Raw genomic sequence first — 23,406 nt, forward strand, 5'->3', positions numbered from 1 at the left:
CCCGATCGAGGCCGATATGTCGCAGCCGGTCGACGGATCAACCCGCGCACAATGCGCCCGCGCGCCGCGGGAGCCCTTAGGGCTTCACATGAACGCGCGTGAACGCTCAGACGTTCTCGTTGCTGCCCGGCGCGAAAAGGGCCGGGTTCTGGTCGATGATCTGGCGCCCCTTGCTGAGGCTGAAGGATGCCGCTTCGTCTTTGGAGGCAAAGAGATCGGCGCGGATGAAGGCGCGCTCGACGGTCTCACCGTCGATCTGCTTGGTGATCCTGCCTGCCAGACGCCACTGCGAATCGGCCCGCATCGGCGTCGCGACGATCGTGCAGTCGCGATAGTTTTCCGATCCGGCCGCTTCGCCGCCGCTCTTCGCCTCGGGCTCGCCGCCCTCGGACCCACCGAACATCTTCTTCAAGAATGAGATCATGGACGTTTCCTAGCATGGTTCGCGTCATCGGCAAAGACGAGAACCCGGCTATCGAATGCCGCGTTCCGGGCCGCAGCTTTACCGGCCGTTTACCGAAGGCAAACCATACTCGGGACTTCCATATGGAAAGGATGTTCCGAATGTCCGCCGTGCAGTCAAAAGCTTCGAACCCGAGCGATGGCCGCGCTTGCCGCATCAAGGCGACCGCGCAGTGCCTCGGCCGGGAAACTCCCGCCGCCGTCCTCGAACTGTCGAGCCGATCGATCCAGATCTATCTGCGTGCCGATATCGGCGCCGAAGTCGGCCGGCCGATCGCCGTCAGCACCGAAGAACTCGGCATGCTTTCGGGCACGGTGGCATGGACCCGCCTGCCCTATGTCGGCGTGGAGGTCACGCGCTCTTCGAACACCTCGGCGCAGGTTTCGTCCTACTTCAAGGCGTTCGGATAGGCTTTCGTATCTACGCAAATGTGGTGCGGACGGGGGGACTCGAACCCCCACGGGGTTTCCCCCTACGGATTTTCGTACCGTCCACGGCTTTCGCCGCCGCCGACAAGCCGGCGTTTGCGGTCTGGACTATCCCTTCACCCTGCGCGGCGCGAAGTCCGCGTTTAGGTGCTGCCCGTCTAGTCTCTACACCTTCCCGGCTGCCGCCGGGCTTGGCTCGGGATCGCCAGATCAAAGGGTTCCCCGAGTTTGAGCAGTTCTGCACCGGCAGTTTCCCTCCGGGCACCCAATCCTTCAAGTCCGTTGCGTCTACCGATTCCGCCACGTCCGCTTGAGATGGGTTGGGTAGCCGCATCGCGCAGCGCGATCAAGGGCGGCGATGCCAAGCGCATTCGAGGCGCACCCGGCGACGATCAGGGGCCGATGCATTCGCGCACCGTCCCCGAGCACAAAAGATATGTTTCGCCTCAGCCTGCGAGTTTGGCAGCGATCTTCGCGACGTGATCGCCCTGGAAACGCGCGGCGTCGAGTTCGACCTTGGAGGGCATGCGCGAGCCGTCGCCATCGGCGATCGTCGTCGCGCCGTAGGGCGTTCCGCCCTTGACCTCGTCGACACCCATCTGGCCCTGAAAGGCGTAGGGCAACCCGACGACGACCATTCCGTGATGCAGAAGCACCGTGTGGAACGACTGGATCGTGGTTTCCTGGCCGCCGTGCTGGCTGGCGCTCGAAGCCATGACCGAACCGACCTTGCCGACGAGCTTGCCCTCGGCCCAGAGCCCGCCGGTCTGGTCGATGAAGTTCTTCATCTGCGAGGCCATGTTGCCGTAGCGGGTCGGCGTCGCGAAGATGATGCCGTCATATTGTGCCAGTTCCTGCGGGTCGTCGATGACCGGCGCATCCTGGTCCAGCTTGTAGTGGAACTGTTCCGCGACGTTCTGGGGAACGAGTTCGGGCACCCGCTTGACGGTCACGTCGGCGCCCGCACCGCGTGCGCCCTCGGCTGCCGCGTTGGCCATCTGCTCGATATGGCCCCAGCTGGAATAGTAGAGCACGAGTATCTTCGACATCGTCCGGCTCCTTGCCTGTTCATACGATCGATACCCAGCCCTATCGCATCGCGAAGCGATCGCGAAGGGCCGCGCTGGTCGACGCTGCGTTCAACGTCCGCGAGGATCGCTTGTGCCTTCCCGGCCGGGCCATATATTCCATGCCAGCCAGCAAGCCTTCTCCTTCCAGGATCAAAGATCGATGAGCGTTCCGACAGACGAAAGCCCCGTGACCGCCGCCATGCTCGCGATCGGCGACGAACTGCTTTCCGGACGCACGAAGGACGCGAACATCGCCCATCTCGCCGCGACGATGACGGCCGTCGGCATCGACCTGAAGGAGGTGCGCATCGTCGCCGACGACGAGGCGGCGATCGTCGAGGCCGTCGATGCCCTTCGCAAACGGTATCGCTACGTCTTCACCTCCGGCGGCATCGGCCCGACGCACGACGACATCACCGCCGACGCGATCGCCCGTGCCTTCGGCGTCCCCTGCCGTCACGACGATCGGGCCATGGCCGTTCTCGCCGAGCATTATCGTGGGCGCGGTGTCGCCTTCACCGAGGCGCGCCAGCGCATGGCGCGCATGCCGGAAGGCTCCGAGCCGATCGAAAACCGCGTATCGAAGGCGCCGGGCTTCAGGATCGGCAACGTCCACGTCATGGCCGGCGTGCCTTCGGTCTTCCAGGCGATGCTCGATGCGGTCCTGCCGACGCTTCAGACCGGTGGCACGGTCCACGCCCGCGCGATCGCCTCACCCTTCGGCGAAGGCGACATCGCCGCTCCCCTGGCCGAGATCCAGAAGGAGCACCCAAAGGTGTCGATCGGCTCCTACCCGCGCTTTCGCGACCGCAATTTTTCGCTGGAAATCGTCCTCCGCAGCCGCGACGAAGCGGCCCTTGCTGCCGCCGAGGACGCCGTTCGCGACATGCTGGAACACCGGTAAGCCAAACCCACGAAGCCATCCCGGCACGAAGCCGACGAGCCGGCGGCGGTAAGCCGATGTCTTCGAACCTCGTCACGATCGGTAAATCGTTTTCGAAAAGCGGCGCATCGTTCGGGCCGGCTGGAGCGGGTAGCGGGAATCAAACCCGCATATCCAGCTTGGAAGGCTGGACAAGGTTGAACAATTTCAACGGCCTGTGTCGACGCATTCGGCATCTTTCTCGATTTTCCCGGCGGTGTAATACTGGCGTGTCAAAGCCGGTTCCCTTACCGTCGCCATCACCACGGGGGGGGGAGCGGATCCAGCGCCAAAAAGACCCTTTACATCGTCCAGCAGTTCGAGAAGCAGGGCCACAAGCTCGTGCAGGGCCGGCAGACGGAACAGCCGTCGGCGGATGCGGCGCGCGGTAGGGCCGAGCGGGATGCCGAGCGCGTCTCCGGCGTCATCGCCGTCGCTCAAACCGTCGACACCGAGACCGGCGAAGTGCTGAACGAACCGGAGATCCTGGCACACTTTGGGGAGTTGCCTGCAGGTATTATCCCCGGGTGATCCTCGCGCTTCACATGTAGGTTTCAAGGAGTCGTAGATTTTCCCGCCGCTCGCGTCGGGTCCGGATCTGTCTGGTCGCTACACGCTGTGGCTGAAGGTAGGTTTTGCCCTCTTCGTTCGTAACCACATCGAACTTGCGTTCAGCTGCGATCGGCATGTCCTCCGAAGAATGAATAGCTATGACCTTCAATTCAATTCGCGAGGTCTGTTCGGAACGGTAGGCCGCAACGTCAGGGCCTCGGTGGCTCTCAAGTACACGGGTGGCTAGGTCGCGAAAGGACCCGATTTCTTGATACTGCCCACGCGCGAGGGGTCCTTGCCGAGTATATTTTTTTCGGTCTGCATCGCCCTCAAGTGCCGAAATGTCAGTTACAGCAAGGCTCCACTGTTCATCGCCAATCTCAACCGTGGCGATAATGCTCTCAACATAAATGGGCTGCGTGCTCATGTTGCTGATGATGCAACACCCGTCGAGTCCGGATCCCTCGCCCCGATTGATGAGGACTTTGGGTTTCCGCTCCTCTCGAAACGCCAAGAAGAAGAAGTTCAGATAAGCCAACCAAACCACCAGCATGCCGGCGTTCAGGAGTACGCTGAGAATATCCGTATGCTTGAAAAGCCATGCCCACATGGTGCGCATTCCCTACGTTTGCTGGAATTAGCACCCTAAGACAGCCATTTCGTGCAATGTTCCACAAGCCGCCGCCGACCGCTAAGGTCGGCGGGGGCGTCAGTTCGTTGAGGACTGATAAAACAAGATCAATCCTTGTGTTCCGGCATGTCCTTCAGTTGTTCTTTCGTCCAGCCTGTTACGGCGTGAACATTGCCGTTCTCGTCGCGCATGAACTTCAGCTCGGACGCTGAAACCGCAACGGACTTGGCTCCAACGCCAAGAAAGCCGCCGACGTCAACTGCTACCCGTGCGGCGGAACCGGCTCCATGCACATGGTCGACCGAACCAATCTTCTCGTCGCCGGGTCCGTAGATCGTCGCGCCATCGAGGGTGGCCTCGGTGAGCTCGTTTTCCGTCAGCGGAGTGTGGTTGCTATGGTCCATGAGTTTCCTCCTCGTTGAACGCCGTAGAAACCGACATCATCACGGCTTCGTTCCGCCAACTCACAACAATCGCTGCTAGGCAAACGCAAATAGCCCCGCCGACCGAGCTCGTTTTCCATGTCTCGACGAATGGGTAGGCCACGCCGGCAGGGTTACTCGATGTCGCGCACGGCATGGCGGGTGCGTCGATTGACGCGGCTGGTGATGCAGATGGCGGGATCGTTCGCGGCAAGACGCGATGGCCCGGGCCGTCGGCCAATGTGGTATCCCCTGATCTGGTCCTACGCGCCGATGCTACGTCGAAGACGGGGCGTAAAGCGCGCACGACCCGAAGCTTTGCCCATTGGTGATGCGCGTCCTGAAAGACCACAGCATGCCCGCCGTTGGGCCTCTTATCGTGTCCGAGAAGACCGGCATTCCCTACCGCGAGAAATACTACGCCACCGATTGGCGAGAGATCGCGAAAAAAGCTGGCGTTCCAAGCGAGGTCTGGTCGATGAACTCGCGATCGGGGGCAATCTCGGAGGAGGACGGCGCGACCGGTAATCTTGAACCGGCGCGGAAGTTCGCCACGCACAGCAGCACGAAGACGACGTTGCGGTACGCGAGGAACGACGTGCTGGAGAGCAACCGATCTGCCGCGCTCGCCCGGCAGAAACTGCGCCCGTGACGCGGCTATGACGCGCGTTGACACGGCACCATTGAGCTTAACCGTAGAACGGCAATAAAATTAGTCTGTTAAGCTGGAGCGGGTAGCGGGAATCGAACCCGCATATTCAGCTTGGAAGGCTCCGGGAAGCGCTGCAAAAACAATGCGCCGTTTCACTCCCTTAGTCATCCGTTCTGAAACAGGTTCACGGTTCGCCCTGCCGTTTCATCGCCCGTCACCTGGACAAAATAATCGCCCCAAGGCGCATTTTCGTGTTGCTAAGCGAAGCTTAAAATAGGATAATATTCCTATTCCGACATTCGCGAAAGCAAACACGATGGCCGACAAGGCCGTTCTCTCTCGATTCACGAATCTCTTCCGTGGCTCGCCTTCAACCAGCAGCACGGAAGAGGTAAAGAGCGCGCCAGCCGCCCAGCCGAACGGCTGGCCGCTCGACCTATTCAGCGCCCCGACGATCTCCGGTCCCTCCGTTACTTCGACGACGGCGCTCCGCGTGCCGGCAGTGCTTCATGCGGTGCGCTTGATCTCCGAAAACGTCGGCAGCTTGCCGGTGAAGGTCTACCGCCACAACGGCGACGGCAAGGACCAGGACAAGACGCATCCGGCTTATCGCCTTGTGCATGGCCGTGCGAACGAATGGACGTCGGCCGGCGATCTCCGCATGGCGATGACCCTCGACGCGCTCACGACCGGCCACGGCTACGCGCTCGTTACGCGCTACCCTGACGGCCGGCCCTTCGAGCTTCACCGCCTGGATCCCTCGCGCGTGACGCGCCTACAGGACGAATTCACCGGCGCCCCGATCTATCGCCTGAACCTCTCCGATGGCGGGCAACACGACTACGGTTTCCGCGACGTGCTCCACGTCTCCGCATTCGCCGGCGTCGCGCCGATCACGCTCGGCCGCGAGGCGATCGGCGTGGCGATGACCTTGGAGAAACACGCCGCACAGTTCTTCGGTTCTGGCGCCCGTCCCGCTGCCGTCATCTCGCGCGAAAAGGATGCCGGTGAACTCGGCGAGACTGCCGTCCGAAACGTCATGGCCGCTTACCGGCGCGCCTCGGACTCCGGCTTCAAAACGCCGCTCTTGCTCGACCAAGGCATGAGCTACGAACAAGCGTCTTTCGCCTCGACCGACGCCCAGTTCCTCGAACATCGCGTCGAGCAGATCAACGAGATCAGCCGTCTCTTCGGCGTGCCGCCGCACCTTCTCTTCAACCTCGACCGTGCGACGTGGAGCAACGCCGAGCAGCTTTTCGAAAGCTTCGTGACGCTCGCACTCCGGCCATGGCTCGACCGCTGGCAGGACGCTTATGCGACCGTGCTTCTCGACGACGAAGAGCACGACGACGTGTTTATCGAGTTCGTCGTCGACGATCTCGCCCGCGCCGACATCGCCGGCCGAACCGACGCTTTCGGAAAGCTCATCGCTGCGCGCGTCATGACCCCGAACGAAGCACGGGGCGCGATGAACCTGCCGCCGCGCGACGGCGGCGACGAACTCGCCAATCCCTACACCACGACCACGACGACCCGGCCGGCAACGCCGCCGGCGAAGGACGCCGCATGACGATCAGCACGATGCAGTTCTTCGGCGACGCCGAACGCGCTTTCGCCCTTCCGATGCAGCAGCTCGTCGAGCTTGAACGCAAGCTCGGCTGCGGTGCCGGCGCAATCCTGAACCGCCTCGTCGCTCACCAGTATGCCATCGCCGATCTCGTCGAGACCATCCGGCTCGGCCTCATCGGCGGCGGCACTTCCCCCTTCGAAGCGGAAGCCCTCGTCGTCGCCTATGCACACGACCGGCCGCTCGCCGAGATCCTTCCCGTCGCGCTCGCCGTGCTCGAAGCGCGCTTTTTTGGCACCGCTGCCGCCCAGGAAACGCCCTCCGATGAATGACCAGCTTCTGATTGAATGCAAGTTCGCCGTCTCCGACGCCGGCGAGATCGAAGGCAAGGCTTGGGAGTTCGCTTCCGCCGATCGCATCGGCGACATGATCGAACCGAAGGCTTTCGAGAACGCGCCCCTGCCGATCCCGATGCTCTTCGGTCACGACCATAACGACCCGGTCGGCTCCTGGACCGAAGCAACCATCAAGGAAGGCGGCCTGCACCTGAAGGGCAAGCTTCTCGTCGACGATCTTCCGCGCGCTCGCGAAGTGCGCGCGCTCGTGAAGTCTGGCGCCGTTCGCGGCCTTTCCGTTGGCTTCATCACCCGGAAGGCAGCGCCCCGCAAAGGCGGTCGCACGATCCATTCCCTCGAATTGCTTGAGGCGTCCCTTGTGACGATCCCCATGCATCCGGCCGCGCGCGTGACCAGCGCGAAGTCGGCGATCCAGGCGCTCGCGATTGCCGACGCCATCAACCGCGCAGCCGCGCACTTCAAAGGATAACGCTAGTGCAGCACACCCATATCGAACTGAAGGAAGCCGATCCGGTCGAACCGGATCAGATCGTCACGAAGGCACTCGCTGATTTTCAGCAGGCCGTCGAAGATCGTCTGAAGGCCGTCGAAGCGAAGTCGGCAGACAACGCCGCGCTCGTCGGCCGTCTCGACAAGATCGAAGCCAAGGTTTCCCGTCCCTTCGTCGCGAACGCCCCCTCGATCGTCACGCCCGACGAGAACGTCGAGCGGAAGGCTTTCGTGAACTACCTGCGCAGCGGCCGCGTCGAGGAAAAGACGCTCGCCTATGCACCTCCGTCCACCGGCGGCATCCTCGCCCCGGACCAGACGGCGAAGACGATCATCGAGCGCATCGCCGAGTTCTCGCCGGTGCGCGGCTTCGCCAGCACCATCAGCATGTCTGGCCCGCTCCTTCAGCTTCCTCGCCTCGTCAACGAAGTTCAGGTCGGCGAAGTCGGCGAGACGGATGACCGCCCCGAAAGCGAACCGTCCTTCGAGCAGATCGACCTGAAGCCGTTCGAAATGGCTGTCATCGTCCCGGTGACGCGCGTCCTTCTCGAAGATTCCCAGATCGACCTCGAAGCCTACATCGCCGCCCACGTCGCGCGCCGCTTCGGCCAGAAAGAGGCCGGATGGTTCGTAAAGGGCAACGGCACGACCCAGGCCGAAGGCGTGATGAACTCGGACGAGATCGGCACCGTCGAGGCGGGCACCGATGCCGTCACCGCGACCGACATCATCGATACCTTCTATGCCATCGCCTCCGGCTATTCCTCGACCGGCTCCTGGCTCATGAACCGCTCGACGATGGCGGCGGTGCGCAAGCTCACCGACGCGCAGGGTTCCTATCTCTGGCAGGCGTCGATTGCCGCCGGGACGCCGCCGACGCTTATGGGCCGCCCGGTCTATGAGGCCGTCGACATGGATGGCCCCGACGCGGGCAAGTCGCCGATCATCTTCGGCGACTTCGCTTCCGGCTACCTCATCGGCGACCGCGTCGGGATCTCGACGCTGCGCGACGAATACACCGGCGCCTCCAACGGCATCGTCAAGTTCCACGTTCGCCGCCGCGTCGGCGGTCGCGTCGTGCTCGGCGAAGCCCTCACGAAGCTGACGCTGAAGGCGTAACGATCATGCGGCTCGCAACTTCTCCCCTGACGATCGCGCACGGTTCCGACGCCGTGCGCCTTCGGCCATCGTTGCGGGCCGCGCATCTTCTCTACCAGGCGCACGGCTTCGGCAGGCTCGTCGAAGGGATCCAGATCACGACCATCTCGACGATCCTCGACATGATCGACGCCGGCACCGACTTCGACCCGCTCGGCCATCAGATCGTCGAACGCACGATCGACGAGCACGGCGTCATCGGCCTCTCCGCATTCTCCGAAGCGCTCTTCCGCTTCGTCGCCGAGACGTTCGGCGTCGACGAGACCGAAGAGCATCCGGCCGAACGTGACAAGCGCACGACCGGAAAGCCCTTCGACATGGGCAAAGCTCTCGACAACCTTTTCGAGATCGGCACCGGATGGCTCGGCTGGACACCGGAAACCACCTGGACCGCCACGCCCGCCGAGATCATCACCGCCCATCGCGGCCTCATCGCCAAGCTTTCGGCCATCCATGGCAGCGCCGACGACGAAGGCCAGCCCGGCCCCCATGACGACGGCGAGATCAGCCCCGAGCAGCTTCGTGAGAACATCGCCCGCTTGAAGGAACTCGCAGGGGGCGCAAGCTAATGGCCGCTCGCTTCCCCTTCCTCTGCACCTGCGGAAACGTCGTGCCCGCCGGCGAGCGCTGCGCCTGCCAGATCGCACGCGCTCGCGCCCGGAAAGCCCGCCACGACGCCCGCCGACCGAACGCTCGCGCACGCGGCTATAACCGGCGTTGGGAAGCGGCTCGCCGCGACTACCTCGACGCGTTCCCATTCTGCCGCCGCTGCGGCAACCCGGCGACCATCGTCGACCATATCACCCCGCACCGTGGCGACGACCGTCTCTTCTGGGACCGCTCCAACTGGCAACCGCTATGCGCGCCTTGCCACAACCGGCACAAGCAACGCGAAGAGCACCAGCAATGAACGCCGATACCCCGGTCACCTTCGACGGCATCACCCAACCGATCACGGAATGGGCGTTCGACTACGGCATCCCCGCTGACCTCATCGTTACACGGCTCGACGAAGGCATGCCGATCGAAGCGGCGATCACCACGCCGATGGTCGCCGTCGCTGGCCAACGCCTTCCGAAACCCCCGCGAACTCGGCTCTACACGCTCGACGGCGAAACCCTTTCGATCAAGGAATGGTCCGAACGCACCGGCATTCCGAAGTCGACGATTGCGCAACGCCTCTCGCGTGGCACTCCCCTTGAAGTCGCTATCGATCGCGAGAAGAACCCAAAAAAGAACCTTCCCCATACCCATGACGGCGAGACGCTGACGGTGGCCGAATGGGCGGCCAAGAGCGGCATCAGCTACGAGACGCTAAGTCATCGCATCCGAAAAGGCATGACGATCGGCGAAGCACTAACCATGCAAAAGCATGCGCATCCGCCGATTCCTAAGAAGACGGGAACGCTGACCAAGCCGACGAGCGCGAAGCGAAAACGTCGCACGGTGCCCGTCGAGAACGCGGTGACGATCACGGTCGGCACCATCCGCATCACCATCACGACCGCTGACGATGACCGGGGGGTGCCTTCCAATTGCGCGATCTCTTTGGAGACCGGCGGACGGTCCACGACACAAGATAGCGTCAATTTAGATTTTTCTGAAAGATCGCCCGAATGACGACCCTCGTCTCCATCGACCTTCTGAAGGCCCAGCTTAATCTCGTCGGCACCGACGACGACGTGCTTCTGGCTCACAAGCTCGGCGCTGCGGAAGCATGGCTTGCCGGCTACATCGGCAAACCCCTCTCGACCTTCGACCCGCTGCCGGCCGATCTCGTCGAGGCGGTCCTCCAACTCGCCGCCTATCACTACGAGCAGCGCGAGGCGGCGAGCTTCGGCGTCTCCACCCTTCCGGTTCCCTTCGGCGTCACCGACCTTGCCCGGCCGCACCGGGAATGGAGCTTTACCGATGCGTTCTGAAAGCGGCCTTCCCGAGACGCTTGCCGCCTTCGAACGCGTCGTCGAGGCTGCGCGCGAGGCAGTGAAGCCAGCGCTCGAAAAGTCCGGCGAGGAAATGGCGAACGCTATGCGCTTCGCCGCCATGCCCTCGCGTGCGACCGGCAAACTCATCGAAAGCATCGCCGTCACGCTGCCTGGCGAGACGACGCCGCCCTACTCGCAGCCCGGCGGCTCACGCGTTGCCGGACCCTTCGAGGCGATCGTCACCGCCGGGAACAAGGACGTGCGCTATGCGCACCTCGTCGAATACGGGACCAGCAAGGCGGAAGCCCAGCCGTATTTCTGGCCCGTCTATCGCCTCCTGAAGGCCCGAGCCACGCGCCGCATCACGCGTGCGATAAACAAGTCGATCAAGGAAGCTTTCGATGCGTGAACCGACCGTCGCGCTCGCTGCCGCTATCCGTTCCCGGCTCATCGCCGACCCGGCCGTCACCGCGCTCGTCGCACCCGATCTCGTGCGCGCCGGCTCGACGCGTCCCGATCGAATGCCGACGATCATCCTCGCCAGCGGACAAACGATCTTTCTCGGCAACGCCGCCGGCTCACAACTCGTCGCTACGGTCTACCTCAACACGCACATATGGGCGCTCGAAGACGGCGCCGAGACGGCAAAGGCGATCGGCTTCGCCGTGATGAACGCGCTGCGCATCGCTCCGGCTTCGCCCGACTTCGTCATCGACGAATGGGAGCACCTTTCCGTCCGATGGATGCGTGACCCCGATCCAGCACAGAACCTGACGCACGGCGTGATGACCGTCGAGGCGACGATGCGATGGGCGGCGGATGGCTCGCCGATCGGCGGTGAAGACGCCTACCAGCCGGCCGAACCGATGCCGGATCTCGTCGACCTCTTCAACGCGGGACTTCGATAATGCGTGCCGGCAAACTCGACCGAACGATCAGCCTCGAACGCCAGACCGAGACCGTCGCGGACAGCGGCGCCATCTCGAAGACATGGACCAAGATCGCCACGGTGCGCGCCGAAATTGTCACCGCGTCGATGCACGAGCGTCTGACGGGATACGGCGAAGCCGAGAACGGCAACGTCGTCTTCCGCATTCGCTACCTCGCCGGCCTCACGACCGCCGATCGCGTGACCTACGATGGCAAGCACTTCGACCTCGACGAGATCGTCGAGATCGGCCGCCGGCGCGGCCTCGAACTGCGCGGCACGTCCACGTCATGAGCACGCACCTTCGCGGTGTGAAGCCGCCTCTCTCGCAGGATCGCGAACCGCTGACGAAGGCGCCGCCGGTTCCCCGCTACTTCAACGATTATGCGAAAGCCGAATGGCGCCGCGTCATGCCGCGCCTCATCGAAGATCGGATCATCACGAAGGCCGATCTCGGCGGCATCGAGGATTTTTGCGTAGCGCGTGGCCGTGTCCGCGAGATCGAAGACGCCTTCCGCACCACCGGCCTCGATAAGACGCTCTTCGGGATGCAGAACCGCGCCATGCAGACGGCCCGGCAGCTTGCCGCCGAATACGGCCTTTCGCCGACCAGCCGCGCGCGTGTCCAGGCTGGCGAGCCGGCCGAAGCCGACGACAACCCGCTCGACGTGCGATGAAAGCGAGCACGTTCCCCGCCTGGATCTTCGACGAGACCCCGATCGACGACCCGCTCGGCTGCGGCGAGCGTGCCGTCAAATTCCTGCGCCGCCTTCGCCATCCGCAAAGCTCCGCACCCGGTCGTGCGTTTCAGCTTCACCCCTGGCAGGAACGCATCGTGCGGCGCATCTACGGCCCCCGTCACCCGGATGGCCGGCGGATCGTTGAGACGGTTTTCTTCATGATCCCGCGCGGCAACCGGAAGACTTCGCTCGCCGCCGCGCTTGCCCTTCTCCATACGCTCGGCCCCGAGCGCGTGCCGGCCGGGCAAGTCATCTTCGCCGCATCCGATCGCGAGCAAGCGGGCATCGGCTTCCGCGAGGCGGCGAACATCGTTCGCGCCGACAAGCGCCTCGTCGCCGCCACGAAGATAAACGATGCGTGGAACGCGCCGAAGCGGATCGTCTACAAGGCCGACGACGTGACGCTGATGGCGATCTCGTCGGATGGCGCCGCCCAGCACGGCAAGACGCCGAGCTTCGTGCTCGTCGATGAAATTCACGTCTGGAAGGGCCGCGAGCTATGGGAAGCGCTGCGCTCCGGCATGGCGAAGACCGCCGGCGCCCTCATGGTCGTTGCCACCACCGCCGGCCGTGGCAGCGAAAACTTGGGATTTTCGGAATACGAGTATGCCCGCCGCGTCGCCGCCGGCGAGATCGAAGACCCGGCCTTCCTGCCGATCATCTTCGAGATGCAGGACGGCGAAGACTGGCGCGACGAAGCAGTCTGGCACCGCGTCAATCCCGGCCTCGCCCATGGCTTCCCGAACCTCGACGCGCTGCGCACGCTCGCCCGCGAAGCCGAGCATCGACCCGCCGAACGGCACGCCTTCGAGCAGTTTCATTTGAACGTCTGGAAGGCGCAAAGCCGCGATCCACTCTTCGACATGGCGACCTATGACGCGGGGAAGTTCCCGATCGACCTCGACGACCTTGCCGGCCTGCCGTGCTTCATCGGCGTCGATCTTTCCATTTCCGGCGACCTGACGGCCATCGTCGCCGCGTGGAAGCACGAAGACGGCCGGATCACCATCCGCCCGACATTCTTCATTCCCGGTGACGATCTCGACGAGCGCGCGCACCGGGACGGCGTGCCTTACGGCCTATGGCGCGACCAGGGGCACCTCGTCGTCATCGATGGCCCGATCATCGAACCGACCGCCGTCGAGAACGCCATTCGCAACCTCTGCGCGACCTTCGACGTTCGCGAAGTCGGATTCGATCCGGCCCTCGCGCGCACCATGATGACGCGCCTCAGCCGGGACGGCATTCCCGTCATTGAGATGCGGCAAGGCCCGTTGACGATGGGACCGGCGATCGGCGATCTCGAGCGCATCGTCAACGGAAGGCGGATCAGACACAGCGGGCATCCGGTCCTTCGGCATCACTTCGATTCCGTCGTCGCGTCTCGCGGCGACACCGGCCTCGTGCGGATGCACAAGGCGAAGGCCACCGACCGGATCGACGGCGCCGTCGCCTGCGCCATGGCCGTATCGCGCGCAGCCAACCACCAGATCACCAAAAGTATCTTCGACATGGGCGCCGACGACTTCGATGCGCTTTTCGAAGCCGCCGCATAAGGACAAACGAAATGGCAAACGACGGGCAAATCCTCGCCGTCACCCTCGAAGCCAAGCTGAACAAGCTCGAAGCCGGAATGCGCCGCGCCGGCGTGCTCACCGACACCGGCTATCGACGCATGGAAGCACGCGCGAAGCAGTCCAGCGAGCGCATGGACTCCTACTTCACGAACGCCTTCAAGGGCATTGCCCGCTCGGCCACGGTCTACCTCGCCCCGCTCGCGCTCATCGGCGCCGCTGGCGCACTCGGCAAAAACTTCATTGAAAAGACAGTCGCGCAGCAGAACGCTGTCAACCAGCTGAACACGGTGCTCAAGTCGACGAAGGGCGTTGCCGGCGTCACCTCCGAAGCCGCACAGAAGCTCGCCGCCAGCCTTCAGAAGGTGACGACCTACGGCGACGAGACGATCCTTTCCGCGCAGTCGCTCCTGCTGACTTTCACGAACATCAAGCAGGACGTTTTCCCCCAGGCGACGGAAACCGTCCTGGATATGTCCAAAGCGCTCGGACAAGACCTGAAGTCTTCGGCGACCCAACTCGGCAAGGCGCTGCAAGACCCGATCCAGGGCGTCACCGCGCTACGCCGCGTCGGCGTGAACTTCTCCACCGACCAGCAAAAGGTCATCAAGAACCTCGTCGAGACCGGCCGGCAGGCGGAAGCGCAAAAGCTCATCCTGCGCGAGCTACAGACCGAATTCGGCGGCACGGCACGCGCTGCCCGCGACACGCTCGGCGGTGCGATCGAAGCGCTCGGCAATGCACTCGGCGATGCCTTCGAACTCCACGGCCCGGAAGTCGACGGCCTGCGCGAGAAGGTCGAAGACCTCATCGATACGGTTTCCGACCCGCGCTTCACCAACGCGATGACCGACATCGGCCAGGCGCTTTTCAACGCCATGCAGAACATCGCGTCGAGCATCATCACGATCGACGAAGCGGTGCATCATACGATGGACGCGCTCGACGAGCTTCACAAGAAGCTGAACACCTTCGGCAACTCCGGTTTCTTCGCCTCGACGGCGGAATTCCTGGCGAAGCACGGTCTACTGAACGGCGTCGAAATCCTCGACCCGAACCTCGCCCGCCAGGCCGGCCAGAAGCTTTCACCGGAAGCACGGATCAATGACGCGTTCAACGTGGCCGGCGCCGCCGGCGCGGCGGATGCCGCTGCCGCCAAGCTCGCCCAGGCGCTGAAGACGCGCTTCGGCACGATCGATGAACTGGCGAAGCGCTCCCTGCCGGCGCTGAAGCAGTCGCTCGTCGACCAGCGCAACGAACTGACGGGCACGAAGCCTCATCTCGATTCCGTCAACGGCGCGCTCGGCAACGTCAACACGTCGGCGACGAATGCCGCCTCCGGCTTCCGCACCTTCGCCGAAGCCATCCACGGGCTGAAGGAAGAGATCCCCGAACTCGCCGAGTCGCTGGCGACCCTCGATGCGAAGGCCCGGATCGACGACGCATATCAGGCCGCGCTCGCGAAAGCCGGTTCGGCACGCGAGGCCCAGGACGCCGCTCGCCTGCACGACCAGGCCCTCCACGCACTCACGACGAAGGACGCGCGCGAGGCCGCTAACCGCGGAATGCTCGACCTGATCGGCTTTTCGGAAGGCACCGACAAAGGCCGCGGCTACAACGAAACGCTCGGCTATGGCCGCTTCACCGGCGGCAACCGCAATCTCGTCACCATGTCGCTCGACGACATCGACAAGCTTCAGACCCGGATGCTTGCCGACCCTTCGAACACCTTCGGCTCGTCGGCACTCGGCAGATTCCAGATCACGCGGCGAACCCTGCGCGGCCTGCGCTCGTCGCTCGGCCTCTCCGGTTCCGACCTCTTCGACCGCGACATGCAGGACCGGCTCGCCCAGGAACTTCTACGCCAGCGCGGGAACAATCCGGCTGCGCTGCGCAAGGAATGGACCAGTCTCGCCCGCGTCGACGATGCCACGATCAGGAAAGCCTATGACGGGACCTCCGTCGACATGCCGGCGATGGACGTGACGAAGGCGGCGAACGTCGAGCACGCCCGCGAGCAGCGCGACGAGTATGCGCGCATCATCGCCGATAGTCAGCGCTACATTGCCGCGCAGGCCCAGGAACGCCAAGCGCTCGACATGACCGCCGTCGAAGCGTCGAAGCTCCGGCACGAGCAGGATCTACTCAATCAGGCCAAGGACGCCGGCATCAAGCTTTCGCCGCACCAGCGCACCGAGATCGGCAAGCTCGCCGCCGGCATGGCGGAAAGCGAAGAGAAGGTCCGGCAATACGCACAAAGCCAGAAGGACGCCGCCGAGGCACAGCGCCAAGCCGCCGAAGCTTCCCGGTATTTCGGCGAGCAGGCGACGAGCGCCCTATCGGGCATTCTCACCGGCAGCATGAGCGCCGAGCAGGCGCTACAACGGATGCTGCAAAGCCTCATCGAGGCGAGCATTCAGGCGTCTCTTCTCGGCGAAGGACCGCTTGCCGGCCTCTTCCACGTCTCGAAGGGTGGCATCTTCGGCAAGATTTTCGGCTTCTCATCGGGCGGCTACACCGGCGACGGTGGGAAGTATGATCCGGCCGGCCTGGTGCATCGTGGCGAATACGTCATGAGCGCTGACGCCGTGCGCACGCTTGGAGCTTCGAACCTCGACCAGCTTCACCGCTCGGCCTTGAAGGGCTACAGCGACGGCGGACTCGTCGGGCGCTCGCTCGCTCCGGCCGCTACCCGCTCGTCGAGCAAGGAAGCGACGACGACGATCTCAATCTCTGCGCCCGTCACCGTGAACGCGAGCGGCGGCACACCCGAGCAGAACAGCGACCTTGCGAAGCGCATCGGCCGCGAGATGGAAGGCACGATGCGCGGCGTCGTCGCCGACGAGATGCGCCGCCAGATGCGCGCCGGCAACATGATCGCCAACGCCGGGCGCTCGCGCTGAAAAAATCGCATCGGCGCCCGTCGCCGATGAACTTCAGGGCACGGACTTGCTATATACTTATGTGATAGTAACCCGACCCCGGAAAACGTAATGACCCAAACCATCAACGTCGGCCTTCCGGTCGAACGTCATGCCCAGCTTGCCGCCCTCGCACACCGCGATGGCACCTCACTCGCTGATACGATCGGCGGCTTCCTCACCACCGCCATTCACGAAGGCCGGATCGCCGACGAGCTTCCCGGCTGGACCGTCGAGCGCGTCGGCAACACCGTGCGTCTCGCGCATCCCGAAAGCGACCTTCACCTCCGCATGAAGCGCTCGACGGCGAAATCCGTCGCCGACTTGCTCGACCGGATGGCAGAACCGGCCGGCACGCAGAACGCCGGCTGGCTCGACCTCGACGAGTCCTTCGAGATCCTTCGGCGCGGGACGAGCGTGAAGATCACCGACACGACGACCGGCGCCTATCGAGCCGTCGCCCGTTCGATCGCCGGCGACCTCGCCCGCCTTCTCCGCAAGGCTGCGGCCTAACCTCAAAAAGAAAGGCCGGCGTGCTCGAACACGACCGGCCCCATGACTGTTTTCTCGATGGACAATCATACCACCACCCCGACCTTTAGTCATCCGAAATATGCGGCGCTCTATGCTCGCGTGGAAGCGTCCATCGCCGCCCGTCGCCAGCGTGAAGCCGACGCACGCCGCGAGATGGAACCCTTCGCCGCCGAGATCCGCGCGATCGTCGAGGCGAACCCGAAGCCGGTTCCCGGCCACATACAAGCCGTCCTCGACGACCTCGACCGGATGGACGCACCTGTCTGGAACGGCCTGACGCAACGCGAACTCGATGAACTCGACGCCGTGCTAGACCAACTTCAAAGCCCCGAAACGCCGTGCAAAATTGCGTCAACGCCGACAATCGAAAACCTCGACTTTCCCGAGCCTTTTCAGACCTTTGATCGCGCGCTGTCTGGCGGTCGTCTAGTAGCCCCACAAACACCCCTTCCTGCACCCACCCATCCGCCCCTTCGCACACCCTCTTCGCACACGTCTTCGGCTCCCTCTTCACGCGTCACTCTTCCCTCGTCGTCTACGTCGCCCGTCCTTCCTTCCACGTCGACCAGCGTCGCGCGCCCGTCGTCTTCATCGTCCTCTTCTCCTATCCGCTCGACGTGGCGCGCATCGTCACCGGAAGAGAAGTTCGTCGCATCGATCCGTGTCGCCGGCCGGCACAACGCTCTGGCCTTGTCTCTGGATCTCGGCATCGGACGCGAGGGAACGGCTCTTGACCATGCGGACCCGTGTCGCCTTCTCTCCAACGCCATCGGCAAGGAAATGCGCCGAACCTTCGGCCATGTCCTGCCGTTCGCGATCGGCTTCGAGGTGGCGCCCGGCGACGGGAAGCTGCATTTGCACGGCACCGTCATCCTCGACAACGCTTCCCTGGCCCATAGGAAGGCCGTGGCGCGTGTCTTCCGTCGTGCGGCAGGTGAGAAGCCGAAAGCGTCCCGTGCGCGCCAGTGCTCGTTAAAATCGATGGACAGGCCGGAAGGATGGGCGATCTACTCGTCGAAGAGCATCAAGCGCACACGCCAGCTTCTCGCCTCCGACAAGCTCACCTTCGTCAACCGTGACCTTCTCCGGCTCACCCGAGACGCCTGGGACGATCTCTGATAAGTCAGCGTTTACTTATCAAATATCTGAACTTAAACGAATATTCTGGATTGACGAAGGTAACGTTACTGATTCATAGATTCCTAGTCACTCACACTCCACGGACACCCCCAATGCGGCACGAAGCTTTCATCGAGACCAAAGCCTATCACCACATGATCGACCTTCTCCGGGACGTGAAGACTTGTCCCGTCACCGGCGAGCGCTCCGTCGATGAAATCATGCGCATCATCGGCGAAGTCGGAAACGTCTGGCCCGAGGCGATCAGACCGGCCGAAGCGGCGTGACGCGCGAAAACGACTCTTCGTCGCGGGACCGCTATATCGAAGACACCGGCGGCGCCTCGAAGCACCTGTCCATCGGATCATAGCGAAAATGCCTGCGCCGTTATCTCTCCCGGCCTGCGCCAAGTAGCTGCATCCCTACGGATCAATCGCGATGTGCGCCGCCGGCCGTCTTATCGTTCCAAGGAACACACATGACCAACGTGAACACAGAAGTCGAAAAGCATGTGCTGGCTACGCACTCGCAATTAACGGCCTTGGCACGTGCTACGGCCGAGTCCTCTATAGAAAACTACCATGGAGATCGCCGCGAAGACGAGCGAACGAAAGTGGCCTCAGCACGCGACTTGCTTCCGCTCCTCCGCGAGTTCGCAGAATCTCTCAAATCGAAGGAGGGAGGCGCTCGCATGATCCGCTCAGTCGCCGATGACGAGGTCAAAGCGATCCAGGCCCGGTCGGTGAAGGCCAACGCCCCCAACGTCAACATCTTCACCAACGTCCAGCGCGTGGAAGTCCACGCGACGAAAGACGGCCCGCTCGTCTTCATCCATGAAGGCGGCCGCGTCCATCTCGTCGAGTGTGGCAACGTCGACTTCATTGATTGACCGATCTTCCGGTCACGAACTGCTATATCGGAAGGGCGCCCATGTGGCGCCCTTTGTCGTCTCTTATTAACAGGTCCCCCAGCTATGCCGCTCACGAACGCCGAGAAGCAAGCGCGCTACCGCCAGCGCCATGAAGACAAGATGGCCGCTACCAGGGCGCTTGCGGTGCGCCACGACCTCCTTCGCGCACGTCTCTCCGGCCTTATCCTTAAAGCGAACGAAGACCGCCGGCAGACCGATCCGCGGGCGCCGAAGATCTCGATTAACGACGTTCTCGCCGACCAGGCGGCGGGCACAGACACGACCGGCGTCATGACCGAAGCTCGGCCGCTCTTCCTTGAAGCGCTCTTCCCCGAATGCATGCCTGCTGACAGCGACGAGCAGCCGCCGGCTACCGATGCAGCCGACGACACGTCGATCGACTCACACGCGCTCTATGGCCGTTTCTGAGTCGCTAGAGGTTTTTGAGATTCTCTAATTCTGGAAACGGATGATAGCGAAGTTGCGGATAGGAACAGGCCGGATCGTTGGGAGTCGGGCTAACGGCTTGTCCATCAAGTAATTGAACCGAAGTCGCGGTCCTCCCAGTGTATCCGCCCAATTGGTTTTTGGCATTTGCCTTAATACATACCGCCTTCAGCCCCTTATTATTTAGCGTCATTACGTCGGATATTTCCGCATCTCTAATTGAATACGGATCATATGCATAGTTACGCGCGGCATTTACAATTACCGATTTCTGTTGTGCGCTAGGCGGCCGTTGAGTTTCCATCAAAGCATTAACTTGTTCTTGTGTTACACACCCCGATACGGCAAGCGCCAAGAGCACGAATACAACTTTGTTCATAGGCTGCCCCAAATACTAAAAGCTCGAGAGCGTTAGCAGCTAGCCCCTAGTTGTCAATCAAAAGTTGAAGACAGCAATCGGTAAAGGCGGCTTGACGCATCAAGGCATATGTTCCTATTTCGTTCTCATGCCCGAAGGCTACCGACCAGACCGCAAAGCCCTCTCCATTCTCCTAAGCGATCACGAGCGCGACGGCTTCCTCGTGCGCGTGTCCTGCTACTGCGGATCAGTCCGACACTACCACCCCGGCGACCTCAAACGGCTTTTCGGAAACATCCCGATCCTCTCCGTCCGCAGCCGGCTCCGCAAATGCGCCGCCTGCGGCGAGCAGCACACGCTGAAGGTCGACTTCCTCGTCATGTCGGAAGCCGAGCGGATGAACGCGCATGTCCTGCGGCTCGTCGGCGTGAAGACGAAGCGCATCCCGATATGGGAGGATGAATAATTTCGGCGACACTCCGGCAGACGATCGGCCCGCCGCTATAAGTGAGGCATGACCTCGCCGCGCTTCATGAACGATACGCAACTGAAAGAGCACTTCGGTTTGAGCGACCGGGCTTTGACCCGGCTGCGCGCGACACACCTTTTCCCCCGCAAAGATGGCCTCATCGGCAAGACCGATAGCCGTGCCGTGCATTTTTTCTTTGACCGTCGAATCGGCTTGGACTCTGATTCGTCTCGCGACAACTTCGTCGCGGTGAATGACGGAAAGGAAAATTTCGATGGCATCTAAGCTAAGGCGGGACCGTCCCGGCTATCAGTCCCGAAAACGCACCGACGGCAGCGTCGTGCATTACTGGAACCCGTCACGCGCTTGCTCGAAGGCACCGAAAGGCTTGCCTGTAAGGCAGATCGCCCATGACGCCGACGAAGACCAGATCGCCGCTATCTGCCAAGCCTGGACGGACGAACTGCTAGGCGACTTGGAAGGCATGAAAACCGGCCCCGTCTTCGACGGCACGATCGGCTCGCTCATCCGCGTCTATCGCACCGACCCGGAATCGCCGTTTCAGTCTCTCAAGCACACGACCCGCATTCGTGACTACGAACCGACGCTGCGCATGATCGAAAAGACGGTCGGCGAGCGCGCTGTCGTCAAGCTGAAGGGCGACGACTTTCGACGCTGGTATCGAGAATGGGCCAAGGGAGATCACGTAAGGCGGGCGCACGGCGGCATCCGCAAGCTGCGCGCAATTCTCTCCTACGGGCTTCAGCAACGCTTACACGGTTGCAAAGACGCACGTGAAATTCTTTCGCTCATAGAGTTCGAAGCTCCCGCTCCGCGGAAGATCAAAATGGACTACGAGCACGCCCTCGCCATCTGCGACCAGGCCCTCAAGAGCAACCGGCCATCCATCGCCCTCACGCAAGCGATCCAATGGGACACCGGCCTCCGTCGTATCCATATCATCGGTGAATGGCTTCCCATCAAGGACGGCGAGCACGGCGGCATCGTGCGCGGCCGAACGAAATGGCAGGGCCTCACGGCGGCCGACATTGAAAACGACGTCCTCACGGTGCCGCTGACGGCGAAGAACAAGACCGCTACCCGGCACGACCTGACGGCCTGCCCGTTGGTCCAGCACGTCCTACAGCATGTCGACCTGCCGAAGGTGGGACCATTGATCGTTTCGGAGACGACCTCCCTGCCATACCGCGAAAACTACTATGCGACGGACTGGCGGGCCATCGCAGAATCAGCCGGCGTCGATAAGAACGTCTGGTCGATGGACTCACGCGCCGGTGCGATTTCGGAGGCGGAGGCTGCAACGGGAAGTCTCGACGCGGCTCGCAAGCTGGCAGGCCATACGAACGCCAGGACAACACAGGTCTACGTCCGCAACGACGATCTCGAAAACAATCGCCGCGTCGCGGCGGCAAGGGCCAGTCTGCACCCGGCGAAATAGCAGTGAAACGCCTCTGAAACGGCAGTGAAACGGCGCAATGAGCTTAATCGTAAAACAGCAGCAATTTCAGCTAGGTAGGCTGGAGCGGGTAGCGGGAATCGAACCCGCATATTCAGCTTGGAAGGCTGCTGCTCTACCATTGAGCTATACCCGCCAGAAGATCGCGCGTGCGAAGCGCCGGGAATGGTGGAGGGGGTTGGATTCGAACCAACGTAGGCTTAGCCAGCGGATTTACAGTCCGCCTCCTTTAACCACTCGGACACCCCTCCGGACCGGCAGGGCCACGCCCGGCGCGAGCGGCACCGGAAACGCCTTGCGCCGGTGCCGATCTGCGAGCGCGTTATGCAGACGCGTCCCGACCGTGTCAACATGCCGGCGTCGCAGATCGTGCGATCCGTCGCGCTTGCGTTGGCGCTCGCCGGCGGCTTCGGGTAAGAAGCCACCCATGAACGAATCTCCGAAGCCCAAGGATGCCCATTACGCCCGCCTCAGGCGAGCCCATCGCGACGCCAAGCGCGAGAGTACCACCTCGCCCGGTGTCCGCTCGGCATCGCCACCGGGCGCGAACGACGGGCCCGTGCGCCTCTACGGGATTCATACGGTGCGCGCCGCGCTCGACAACCCGGAGCGGCGCATCGCGCGCATGCTTGTCACGCGTAACGCGATGGCGAGGCTGGGGCTCGAGGATGCCTCGGCGCCGTCCTTTCCGTGCGAGATCGTCTCGCCGCAGGATATTGCCCGCGAACTCGGGCCCGATGCGATCCACCAGGGCGTGATGATCGAGGCCGATCCGCTGCCCGTCCGCCGGCTCGATTCGCTCGTCGACAGCCCGCTCGTCCTCGTGCTCGACCAGATCACCGACCCGCACAATGTCGGCGCGATCATGCGCAGCGCCGTCGCGTTCGATGCGGGCGCGATCGTCACCACCATGCGGCACAGCCCGCAGGAATCGGGCGTTCTCGCCAAATCGGCATCCGGCGCGCTGGAATACATTCCCTATATCCAGACGAAGAACCTCGCCGAGGCGATCACCGAGCTCGCCACCCTGGGTTTCCTGACAATCGGCCTCGATTCCGACGAAGCCGAGCCGCTGGAGACCGTGATTTCCGGCCCGCGGATCGCCCTCGTCATGGGCGCGGAGGGCAAGGGCCTGCGCCAGAAGACGCGCCAGACGGTCGATCGCCTCGCGTGCCTTTCGATGCCGGGGCGCATTCGTTCGCTCAACGTTTCCAACGCGGCCGCCGTCGCGATGTATGCCGTGAGCCGCCGGCCGCAGTAACGTGGAGATAGGAAGAACGCAGCCCCTTTCGGT

Annotated in this window: 32 protein-coding genes and 2 tRNA genes; 26 read left to right on the forward strand and 8 right to left on the reverse strand. The window is 62.9% G+C overall.

Annotated features, from left to right (window positions below; genetic code table 11):
- Positions 1 to 106: 106 nt before the first annotated feature.
- Positions 107 to 424, reverse strand: coding sequence for an HlyU family transcriptional regulator (locus FJU11_RS14965; protein ID WP_141167884.1), 318 nt, complete (start codon positions 422 to 424; stop codon positions 107 to 109).
- 140 nt (positions 425 to 564) lie between these two features.
- Here FJU11_RS14965 and FJU11_RS14970 point away from each other — a divergent pair, with 140 nt between their 5' ends.
- Positions 565 to 873 (forward strand): PilZ domain-containing protein, encoded by a 309-nt coding sequence (locus FJU11_RS14970; RefSeq protein ID WP_141167885.1) that lies wholly within the window; start codon positions 565 to 567, stop codon positions 871 to 873.
- Positions 874 to 1,337: 464 nt separating this feature from the next.
- Here FJU11_RS14970 and wrbA read toward each other — a convergent pair whose 3' ends face one another.
- Positions 1,338 to 1,940, reverse strand: coding sequence for an NAD(P)H:quinone oxidoreductase (wrbA, locus tag FJU11_RS14980; protein ID WP_141167887.1), 603 nt, complete (start codon positions 1,938 to 1,940; stop codon positions 1,338 to 1,340).
- A gap of 181 nt (positions 1,941 to 2,121) precedes the next feature.
- Between wrbA and FJU11_RS14985 the strand changes: the two genes are divergently transcribed.
- On the forward strand, positions 2,122 to 2,865 hold the full coding sequence (locus tag FJU11_RS14985; protein WP_141167888.1) for a competence/damage-inducible protein A: 744 nt from the start codon (positions 2,122 to 2,124) through the stop codon (positions 2,863 to 2,865).
- 186 nt (positions 2,866 to 3,051) lie between these two features.
- On the opposite strand, the gene FJU11_RS18380 is transcribed toward FJU11_RS14985, so the two are convergent.
- From FJU11_RS18380 to FJU11_RS15000, 3 genes are all read right to left on the reverse strand, one after another.
- On the reverse strand, positions 3,052 to 3,378 hold the full coding sequence (locus FJU11_RS18380) for a hypothetical protein (RefSeq protein WP_181408203.1): 327 nt from the start codon (positions 3,376 to 3,378) through the stop codon (positions 3,052 to 3,054).
- 46 nt (positions 3,379 to 3,424) lie between these two features.
- Positions 3,425 to 4,045, reverse strand: a complete 621-nt coding sequence (locus FJU11_RS14995) for a hypothetical protein (protein ID WP_141167890.1) — start codon at positions 4,043 to 4,045, stop codon at positions 3,425 to 3,427.
- Between the two features lie 128 nt (positions 4,046 to 4,173).
- Positions 4,174 to 4,470: a PRC-barrel domain-containing protein gene (locus FJU11_RS15000; protein ID WP_141167891.1), complete on the reverse strand. Its 297-nt coding sequence runs from the start codon at positions 4,468 to 4,470 to the stop codon at positions 4,174 to 4,176.
- Between the two features lie 397 nt (positions 4,471 to 4,867).
- Here FJU11_RS15000 and FJU11_RS15005 point away from each other — a divergent pair, with 397 nt between their 5' ends.
- The 20 genes from FJU11_RS15005 (at position 4,868) to FJU11_RS15095 (ending at position 19,790) form a co-directional block, all read left to right on the forward strand.
- Positions 4,868 to 5,140 (forward strand): hypothetical protein, encoded by a 273-nt coding sequence (locus tag FJU11_RS15005; RefSeq protein ID WP_141167892.1) that lies wholly within the window; start codon positions 4,868 to 4,870, stop codon positions 5,138 to 5,140.
- 316 nt (positions 5,141 to 5,456) lie between these two features.
- Positions 5,457 to 6,710 carry a phage portal protein gene (locus FJU11_RS15010; protein ID WP_141167893.1) on the forward strand — a complete coding sequence of 418 codons (1,254 nt, stop codon included), beginning with the start codon at positions 5,457 to 5,459 and terminating at the stop codon, positions 6,708 to 6,710.
- Positions 6,707 to 7,039, forward strand: coding sequence for a gene transfer agent family protein (locus FJU11_RS15015; protein ID WP_141167894.1), 333 nt, complete (start codon positions 6,707 to 6,709; stop codon positions 7,037 to 7,039). The genes FJU11_RS15010 and FJU11_RS15015 overlap by 4 nt, the downstream gene beginning before the upstream one ends.
- Complete coding sequence (locus tag FJU11_RS15020) at positions 7,032 to 7,532, forward strand: HK97 family phage prohead protease (protein WP_141167895.1); 501 nt, start codon at positions 7,032 to 7,034, stop codon at positions 7,530 to 7,532. Before FJU11_RS15015 ends, FJU11_RS15020 begins: the two co-directional genes overlap by 8 nt.
- Before the next feature lie 5 nt (positions 7,533 to 7,537).
- Positions 7,538 to 8,671 (forward strand): phage major capsid protein, encoded by a 1,134-nt coding sequence (locus tag FJU11_RS15025; protein WP_210242896.1) that lies wholly within the window; start codon positions 7,538 to 7,540, stop codon positions 8,669 to 8,671.
- A gap of 5 nt (positions 8,672 to 8,676) precedes the next feature.
- A complete protein-coding gene (locus tag FJU11_RS15030; RefSeq protein ID WP_141167897.1) occupies positions 8,677 to 9,279 on the forward strand; it encodes a hypothetical protein in 603 nt (200 codons plus the stop codon).
- Complete coding sequence (locus FJU11_RS15035; RefSeq protein WP_141167898.1) at positions 9,279 to 9,620, forward strand: HNH endonuclease signature motif containing protein; 342 nt, start codon at positions 9,279 to 9,281, stop codon at positions 9,618 to 9,620. The genes FJU11_RS15030 and FJU11_RS15035 overlap by 1 nt, the downstream gene beginning before the upstream one ends.
- The gene (locus FJU11_RS15040) at positions 9,569 to 10,330 is read left to right on the forward strand and encodes a hypothetical protein (protein WP_141167899.1); all 762 of its coding nucleotides are present in this window, start codon (positions 9,569 to 9,571) and stop codon (positions 10,328 to 10,330) included. Before FJU11_RS15035 ends, FJU11_RS15040 begins: the two co-directional genes overlap by 52 nt.
- Positions 10,327 to 10,632: a head-tail connector protein gene (locus FJU11_RS15045; protein ID WP_141167900.1), complete on the forward strand. Its 306-nt coding sequence runs from the start codon at positions 10,327 to 10,329 to the stop codon at positions 10,630 to 10,632. The genes FJU11_RS15040 and FJU11_RS15045 overlap by 4 nt, the downstream gene beginning before the upstream one ends.
- Complete coding sequence (locus FJU11_RS15050) at positions 10,622 to 11,044, forward strand: HK97-gp10 family putative phage morphogenesis protein (RefSeq protein ID WP_141167901.1); 423 nt, start codon at positions 10,622 to 10,624, stop codon at positions 11,042 to 11,044. Before FJU11_RS15045 ends, FJU11_RS15050 begins: the two co-directional genes overlap by 11 nt.
- Entirely contained in the window at positions 11,037 to 11,543 is a 507-nt protein-coding gene (locus tag FJU11_RS15055; protein ID WP_141167902.1) for a DUF3168 domain-containing protein, read from the forward strand. Before FJU11_RS15050 ends, FJU11_RS15055 begins: the two co-directional genes overlap by 8 nt.
- A complete protein-coding gene (locus FJU11_RS15060; protein WP_328591732.1) occupies positions 11,543 to 11,857 on the forward strand; it encodes a phage head closure protein in 315 nt (104 codons plus the stop codon). The genes FJU11_RS15055 and FJU11_RS15060 overlap by 1 nt, the downstream gene beginning before the upstream one ends.
- Positions 11,854 to 12,240 (forward strand): phage terminase small subunit P27 family, encoded by a 387-nt coding sequence (locus tag FJU11_RS15065; RefSeq protein WP_141167904.1) that lies wholly within the window; start codon positions 11,854 to 11,856, stop codon positions 12,238 to 12,240. The genes FJU11_RS15060 and FJU11_RS15065 overlap by 4 nt, the downstream gene beginning before the upstream one ends.
- Positions 12,237 to 13,859 (forward strand): terminase large subunit, encoded by a 1,623-nt coding sequence (locus FJU11_RS15070; RefSeq protein ID WP_141167905.1) that lies wholly within the window; start codon positions 12,237 to 12,239, stop codon positions 13,857 to 13,859. Before FJU11_RS15065 ends, FJU11_RS15070 begins: the two co-directional genes overlap by 4 nt.
- 11 nt (positions 13,860 to 13,870) lie before the next feature.
- Entirely contained in the window at positions 13,871 to 16,780 is a 2,910-nt protein-coding gene (locus FJU11_RS15075; protein WP_141167906.1) for a phage tail length tape measure family protein, read from the forward strand.
- 90 nt (positions 16,781 to 16,870) lie between these two features.
- Entirely contained in the window at positions 16,871 to 17,311 is a 441-nt protein-coding gene (locus tag FJU11_RS15080; RefSeq protein ID WP_141167907.1) for a hypothetical protein, read from the forward strand.
- Positions 17,312 to 18,022: 711 nt separating this feature from the next.
- The gene (locus FJU11_RS15085) at positions 18,023 to 18,451 is read left to right on the forward strand and encodes a hypothetical protein (protein WP_141167908.1); all 429 of its coding nucleotides are present in this window, start codon (positions 18,023 to 18,025) and stop codon (positions 18,449 to 18,451) included.
- Positions 18,452 to 18,564: 113 nt separating this feature from the next.
- On the forward strand, positions 18,565 to 18,738 hold the full coding sequence (locus FJU11_RS18385) for a hypothetical protein (RefSeq protein WP_181408204.1): 174 nt from the start codon (positions 18,565 to 18,567) through the stop codon (positions 18,736 to 18,738).
- Between the two features lie 191 nt (positions 18,739 to 18,929).
- Complete coding sequence (locus FJU11_RS15090; protein WP_141167909.1) at positions 18,930 to 19,340, forward strand: hypothetical protein; 411 nt, start codon at positions 18,930 to 18,932, stop codon at positions 19,338 to 19,340.
- Positions 19,341 to 19,481: 141 nt separating this feature from the next.
- Entirely contained in the window at positions 19,482 to 19,790 is a 309-nt protein-coding gene (locus FJU11_RS15095) for a hypothetical protein (protein WP_181408205.1), read from the forward strand.
- A gap of 4 nt (positions 19,791 to 19,794) precedes the next feature.
- Here the strand turns inward: FJU11_RS15095 and FJU11_RS15100 are convergent, their stop codons facing one another.
- Positions 19,795 to 20,187, reverse strand: coding sequence for a hypothetical protein (locus FJU11_RS15100; protein ID WP_141167911.1), 393 nt, complete (start codon positions 20,185 to 20,187; stop codon positions 19,795 to 19,797).
- A 91-nt stretch (positions 20,188 to 20,278) separates the two neighbouring features.
- On the opposite strand from FJU11_RS15100, the gene FJU11_RS15105 reads away from it, so the two are divergent.
- Genes FJU11_RS15105 through FJU11_RS15115 form a run of 3 tightly spaced genes read left to right on the forward strand, consistent with a single transcriptional unit; the run spans position 20,279 to position 22,094 of the window.
- Complete coding sequence (locus tag FJU11_RS15105) at positions 20,279 to 20,632, forward strand: hypothetical protein (RefSeq protein WP_141167912.1); 354 nt, start codon at positions 20,279 to 20,281, stop codon at positions 20,630 to 20,632.
- A gap of 48 nt (positions 20,633 to 20,680) precedes the next feature.
- Positions 20,681 to 20,920, forward strand: coding sequence for a hypothetical protein (locus FJU11_RS15110; RefSeq protein ID WP_141167913.1), 240 nt, complete (start codon positions 20,681 to 20,683; stop codon positions 20,918 to 20,920).
- The gene (locus FJU11_RS15115) at positions 20,910 to 22,094 is read left to right on the forward strand and encodes a site-specific integrase (RefSeq protein ID WP_141167914.1); all 1,185 of its coding nucleotides are present in this window, start codon (positions 20,910 to 20,912) and stop codon (positions 22,092 to 22,094) included. The genes FJU11_RS15110 and FJU11_RS15115 overlap by 11 nt, the downstream gene beginning before the upstream one ends.
- Before the next feature lie 80 nt (positions 22,095 to 22,174).
- On the opposite strand, the gene FJU11_RS15120 is transcribed toward FJU11_RS15115, so the two are convergent.
- Both FJU11_RS15120 and FJU11_RS15125 read right to left on the reverse strand, forming a co-directional pair.
- Positions 22,175 to 22,248: transfer RNA gene (locus FJU11_RS15120), tRNA-Gly, on the reverse strand.
- A gap of 30 nt (positions 22,249 to 22,278) precedes the next feature.
- Positions 22,279 to 22,363, reverse strand: a tRNA-Tyr gene (locus tag FJU11_RS15125).
- A gap of 176 nt (positions 22,364 to 22,539) precedes the next feature.
- Here FJU11_RS15125 and FJU11_RS15130 point away from each other — a divergent pair.
- Complete coding sequence (locus tag FJU11_RS15130) at positions 22,540 to 23,373, forward strand: TrmH family RNA methyltransferase (RefSeq protein ID WP_141167915.1); 834 nt, start codon at positions 22,540 to 22,542, stop codon at positions 23,371 to 23,373.
- The last annotated feature ends 33 nt before the right edge of the window (positions 23,374 to 23,406 follow it).

The sequence above is a fragment of the Pararhizobium mangrovi genome (assembly GCF_006516965.1).
Lineage (GTDB): Bacteria > Pseudomonadota > Alphaproteobacteria > Rhizobiales > Rhizobiaceae > Pararhizobium_B > Pararhizobium_B mangrovi.

Coding starts and splice junctions, on each gene's coding strand:
- FJU11_RS15080 (WP_141167907.1), top strand. CDS start 16,871: ATGACCCAAACCATCAACGTCGGCCTTCCGGTCGAACGTCATGCCCAG.
- FJU11_RS15070 (WP_141167905.1), top strand. CDS start 12,237: ATGAAAGCGAGCACGTTCCCCGCCTGGATCTTCGACGAGACCCCGATC.
- FJU11_RS14985 (WP_141167888.1), top strand. CDS start 2,122: ATGAGCGTTCCGACAGACGAAAGCCCCGTGACCGCCGCCATGCTCGCG.
- FJU11_RS15035 (WP_141167898.1), top strand. CDS start 9,279: ATGGCCGCTCGCTTCCCCTTCCTCTGCACCTGCGGAAACGTCGTGCCC.
- FJU11_RS15040 (WP_141167899.1), top strand. CDS start 9,569: ATGCGCGCCTTGCCACAACCGGCACAAGCAACGCGAAGAGCACCAGCA.
- FJU11_RS15075 (WP_141167906.1), top strand. CDS start 13,871: ATGGCAAACGACGGGCAAATCCTCGCCGTCACCCTCGAAGCCAAGCTG.
- FJU11_RS14970 (WP_141167885.1), top strand. CDS start 565: ATGTCCGCCGTGCAGTCAAAAGCTTCGAACCCGAGCGATGGCCGCGCT.
- FJU11_RS15030 (WP_141167897.1), top strand. CDS start 8,677: ATGCGGCTCGCAACTTCTCCCCTGACGATCGCGCACGGTTCCGACGCC.
- FJU11_RS15060 (WP_328591732.1), top strand. CDS start 11,543: ATGCGTGCCGGCAAACTCGACCGAACGATCAGCCTCGAACGCCAGACC.
- FJU11_RS14965 (WP_141167884.1), bottom strand. CDS start 424: ATGATCTCATTCTTGAAGAAGATGTTCGGTGGGTCCGAGGGCGGCGAG.
- FJU11_RS14995 (WP_141167890.1), bottom strand. CDS start 4,045: ATGTGGGCATGGCTTTTCAAGCATACGGATATTCTCAGCGTACTCCTG.
- FJU11_RS15110 (WP_141167913.1), top strand. CDS start 20,681: ATGACCTCGCCGCGCTTCATGAACGATACGCAACTGAAAGAGCACTTC.
- FJU11_RS18385 (WP_181408204.1), top strand. CDS start 18,565: ATGCGGCACGAAGCTTTCATCGAGACCAAAGCCTATCACCACATGATC.
- FJU11_RS15095 (WP_181408205.1), top strand. CDS start 19,482: ATGGCCGCTACCAGGGCGCTTGCGGTGCGCCACGACCTCCTTCGCGCA.
- FJU11_RS15000 (WP_141167891.1), bottom strand. CDS start 4,470: ATGGACCATAGCAACCACACTCCGCTGACGGAAAACGAGCTCACCGAG.
- FJU11_RS15130 (WP_141167915.1), top strand. CDS start 22,540: ATGAACGAATCTCCGAAGCCCAAGGATGCCCATTACGCCCGCCTCAGG.
- FJU11_RS15050 (WP_141167901.1), top strand. CDS start 10,622: ATGCGTTCTGAAAGCGGCCTTCCCGAGACGCTTGCCGCCTTCGAACGC.
- FJU11_RS15010 (WP_141167893.1), top strand. CDS start 5,457: ATGGCCGACAAGGCCGTTCTCTCTCGATTCACGAATCTCTTCCGTGGC.
- FJU11_RS15020 (WP_141167895.1), top strand. CDS start 7,032: ATGAATGACCAGCTTCTGATTGAATGCAAGTTCGCCGTCTCCGACGCC.
- FJU11_RS15045 (WP_141167900.1), top strand. CDS start 10,327: ATGACGACCCTCGTCTCCATCGACCTTCTGAAGGCCCAGCTTAATCTC.
- FJU11_RS15015 (WP_141167894.1), top strand. CDS start 6,707: ATGACGATCAGCACGATGCAGTTCTTCGGCGACGCCGAACGCGCTTTC.
- FJU11_RS15100 (WP_141167911.1), bottom strand. CDS start 20,187: ATGAACAAAGTTGTATTCGTGCTCTTGGCGCTTGCCGTATCGGGGTGT.
- FJU11_RS15115 (WP_141167914.1), top strand. CDS start 20,910: ATGGCATCTAAGCTAAGGCGGGACCGTCCCGGCTATCAGTCCCGAAAA.
- FJU11_RS15055 (WP_141167902.1), top strand. CDS start 11,037: ATGCGTGAACCGACCGTCGCGCTCGCTGCCGCTATCCGTTCCCGGCTC.
- FJU11_RS15090 (WP_141167909.1), top strand. CDS start 18,930: ATGACCAACGTGAACACAGAAGTCGAAAAGCATGTGCTGGCTACGCAC.
- FJU11_RS15065 (WP_141167904.1), top strand. CDS start 11,854: ATGAGCACGCACCTTCGCGGTGTGAAGCCGCCTCTCTCGCAGGATCGC.
- wrbA (WP_141167887.1), bottom strand. CDS start 1,940: ATGTCGAAGATACTCGTGCTCTACTATTCCAGCTGGGGCCATATCGAG.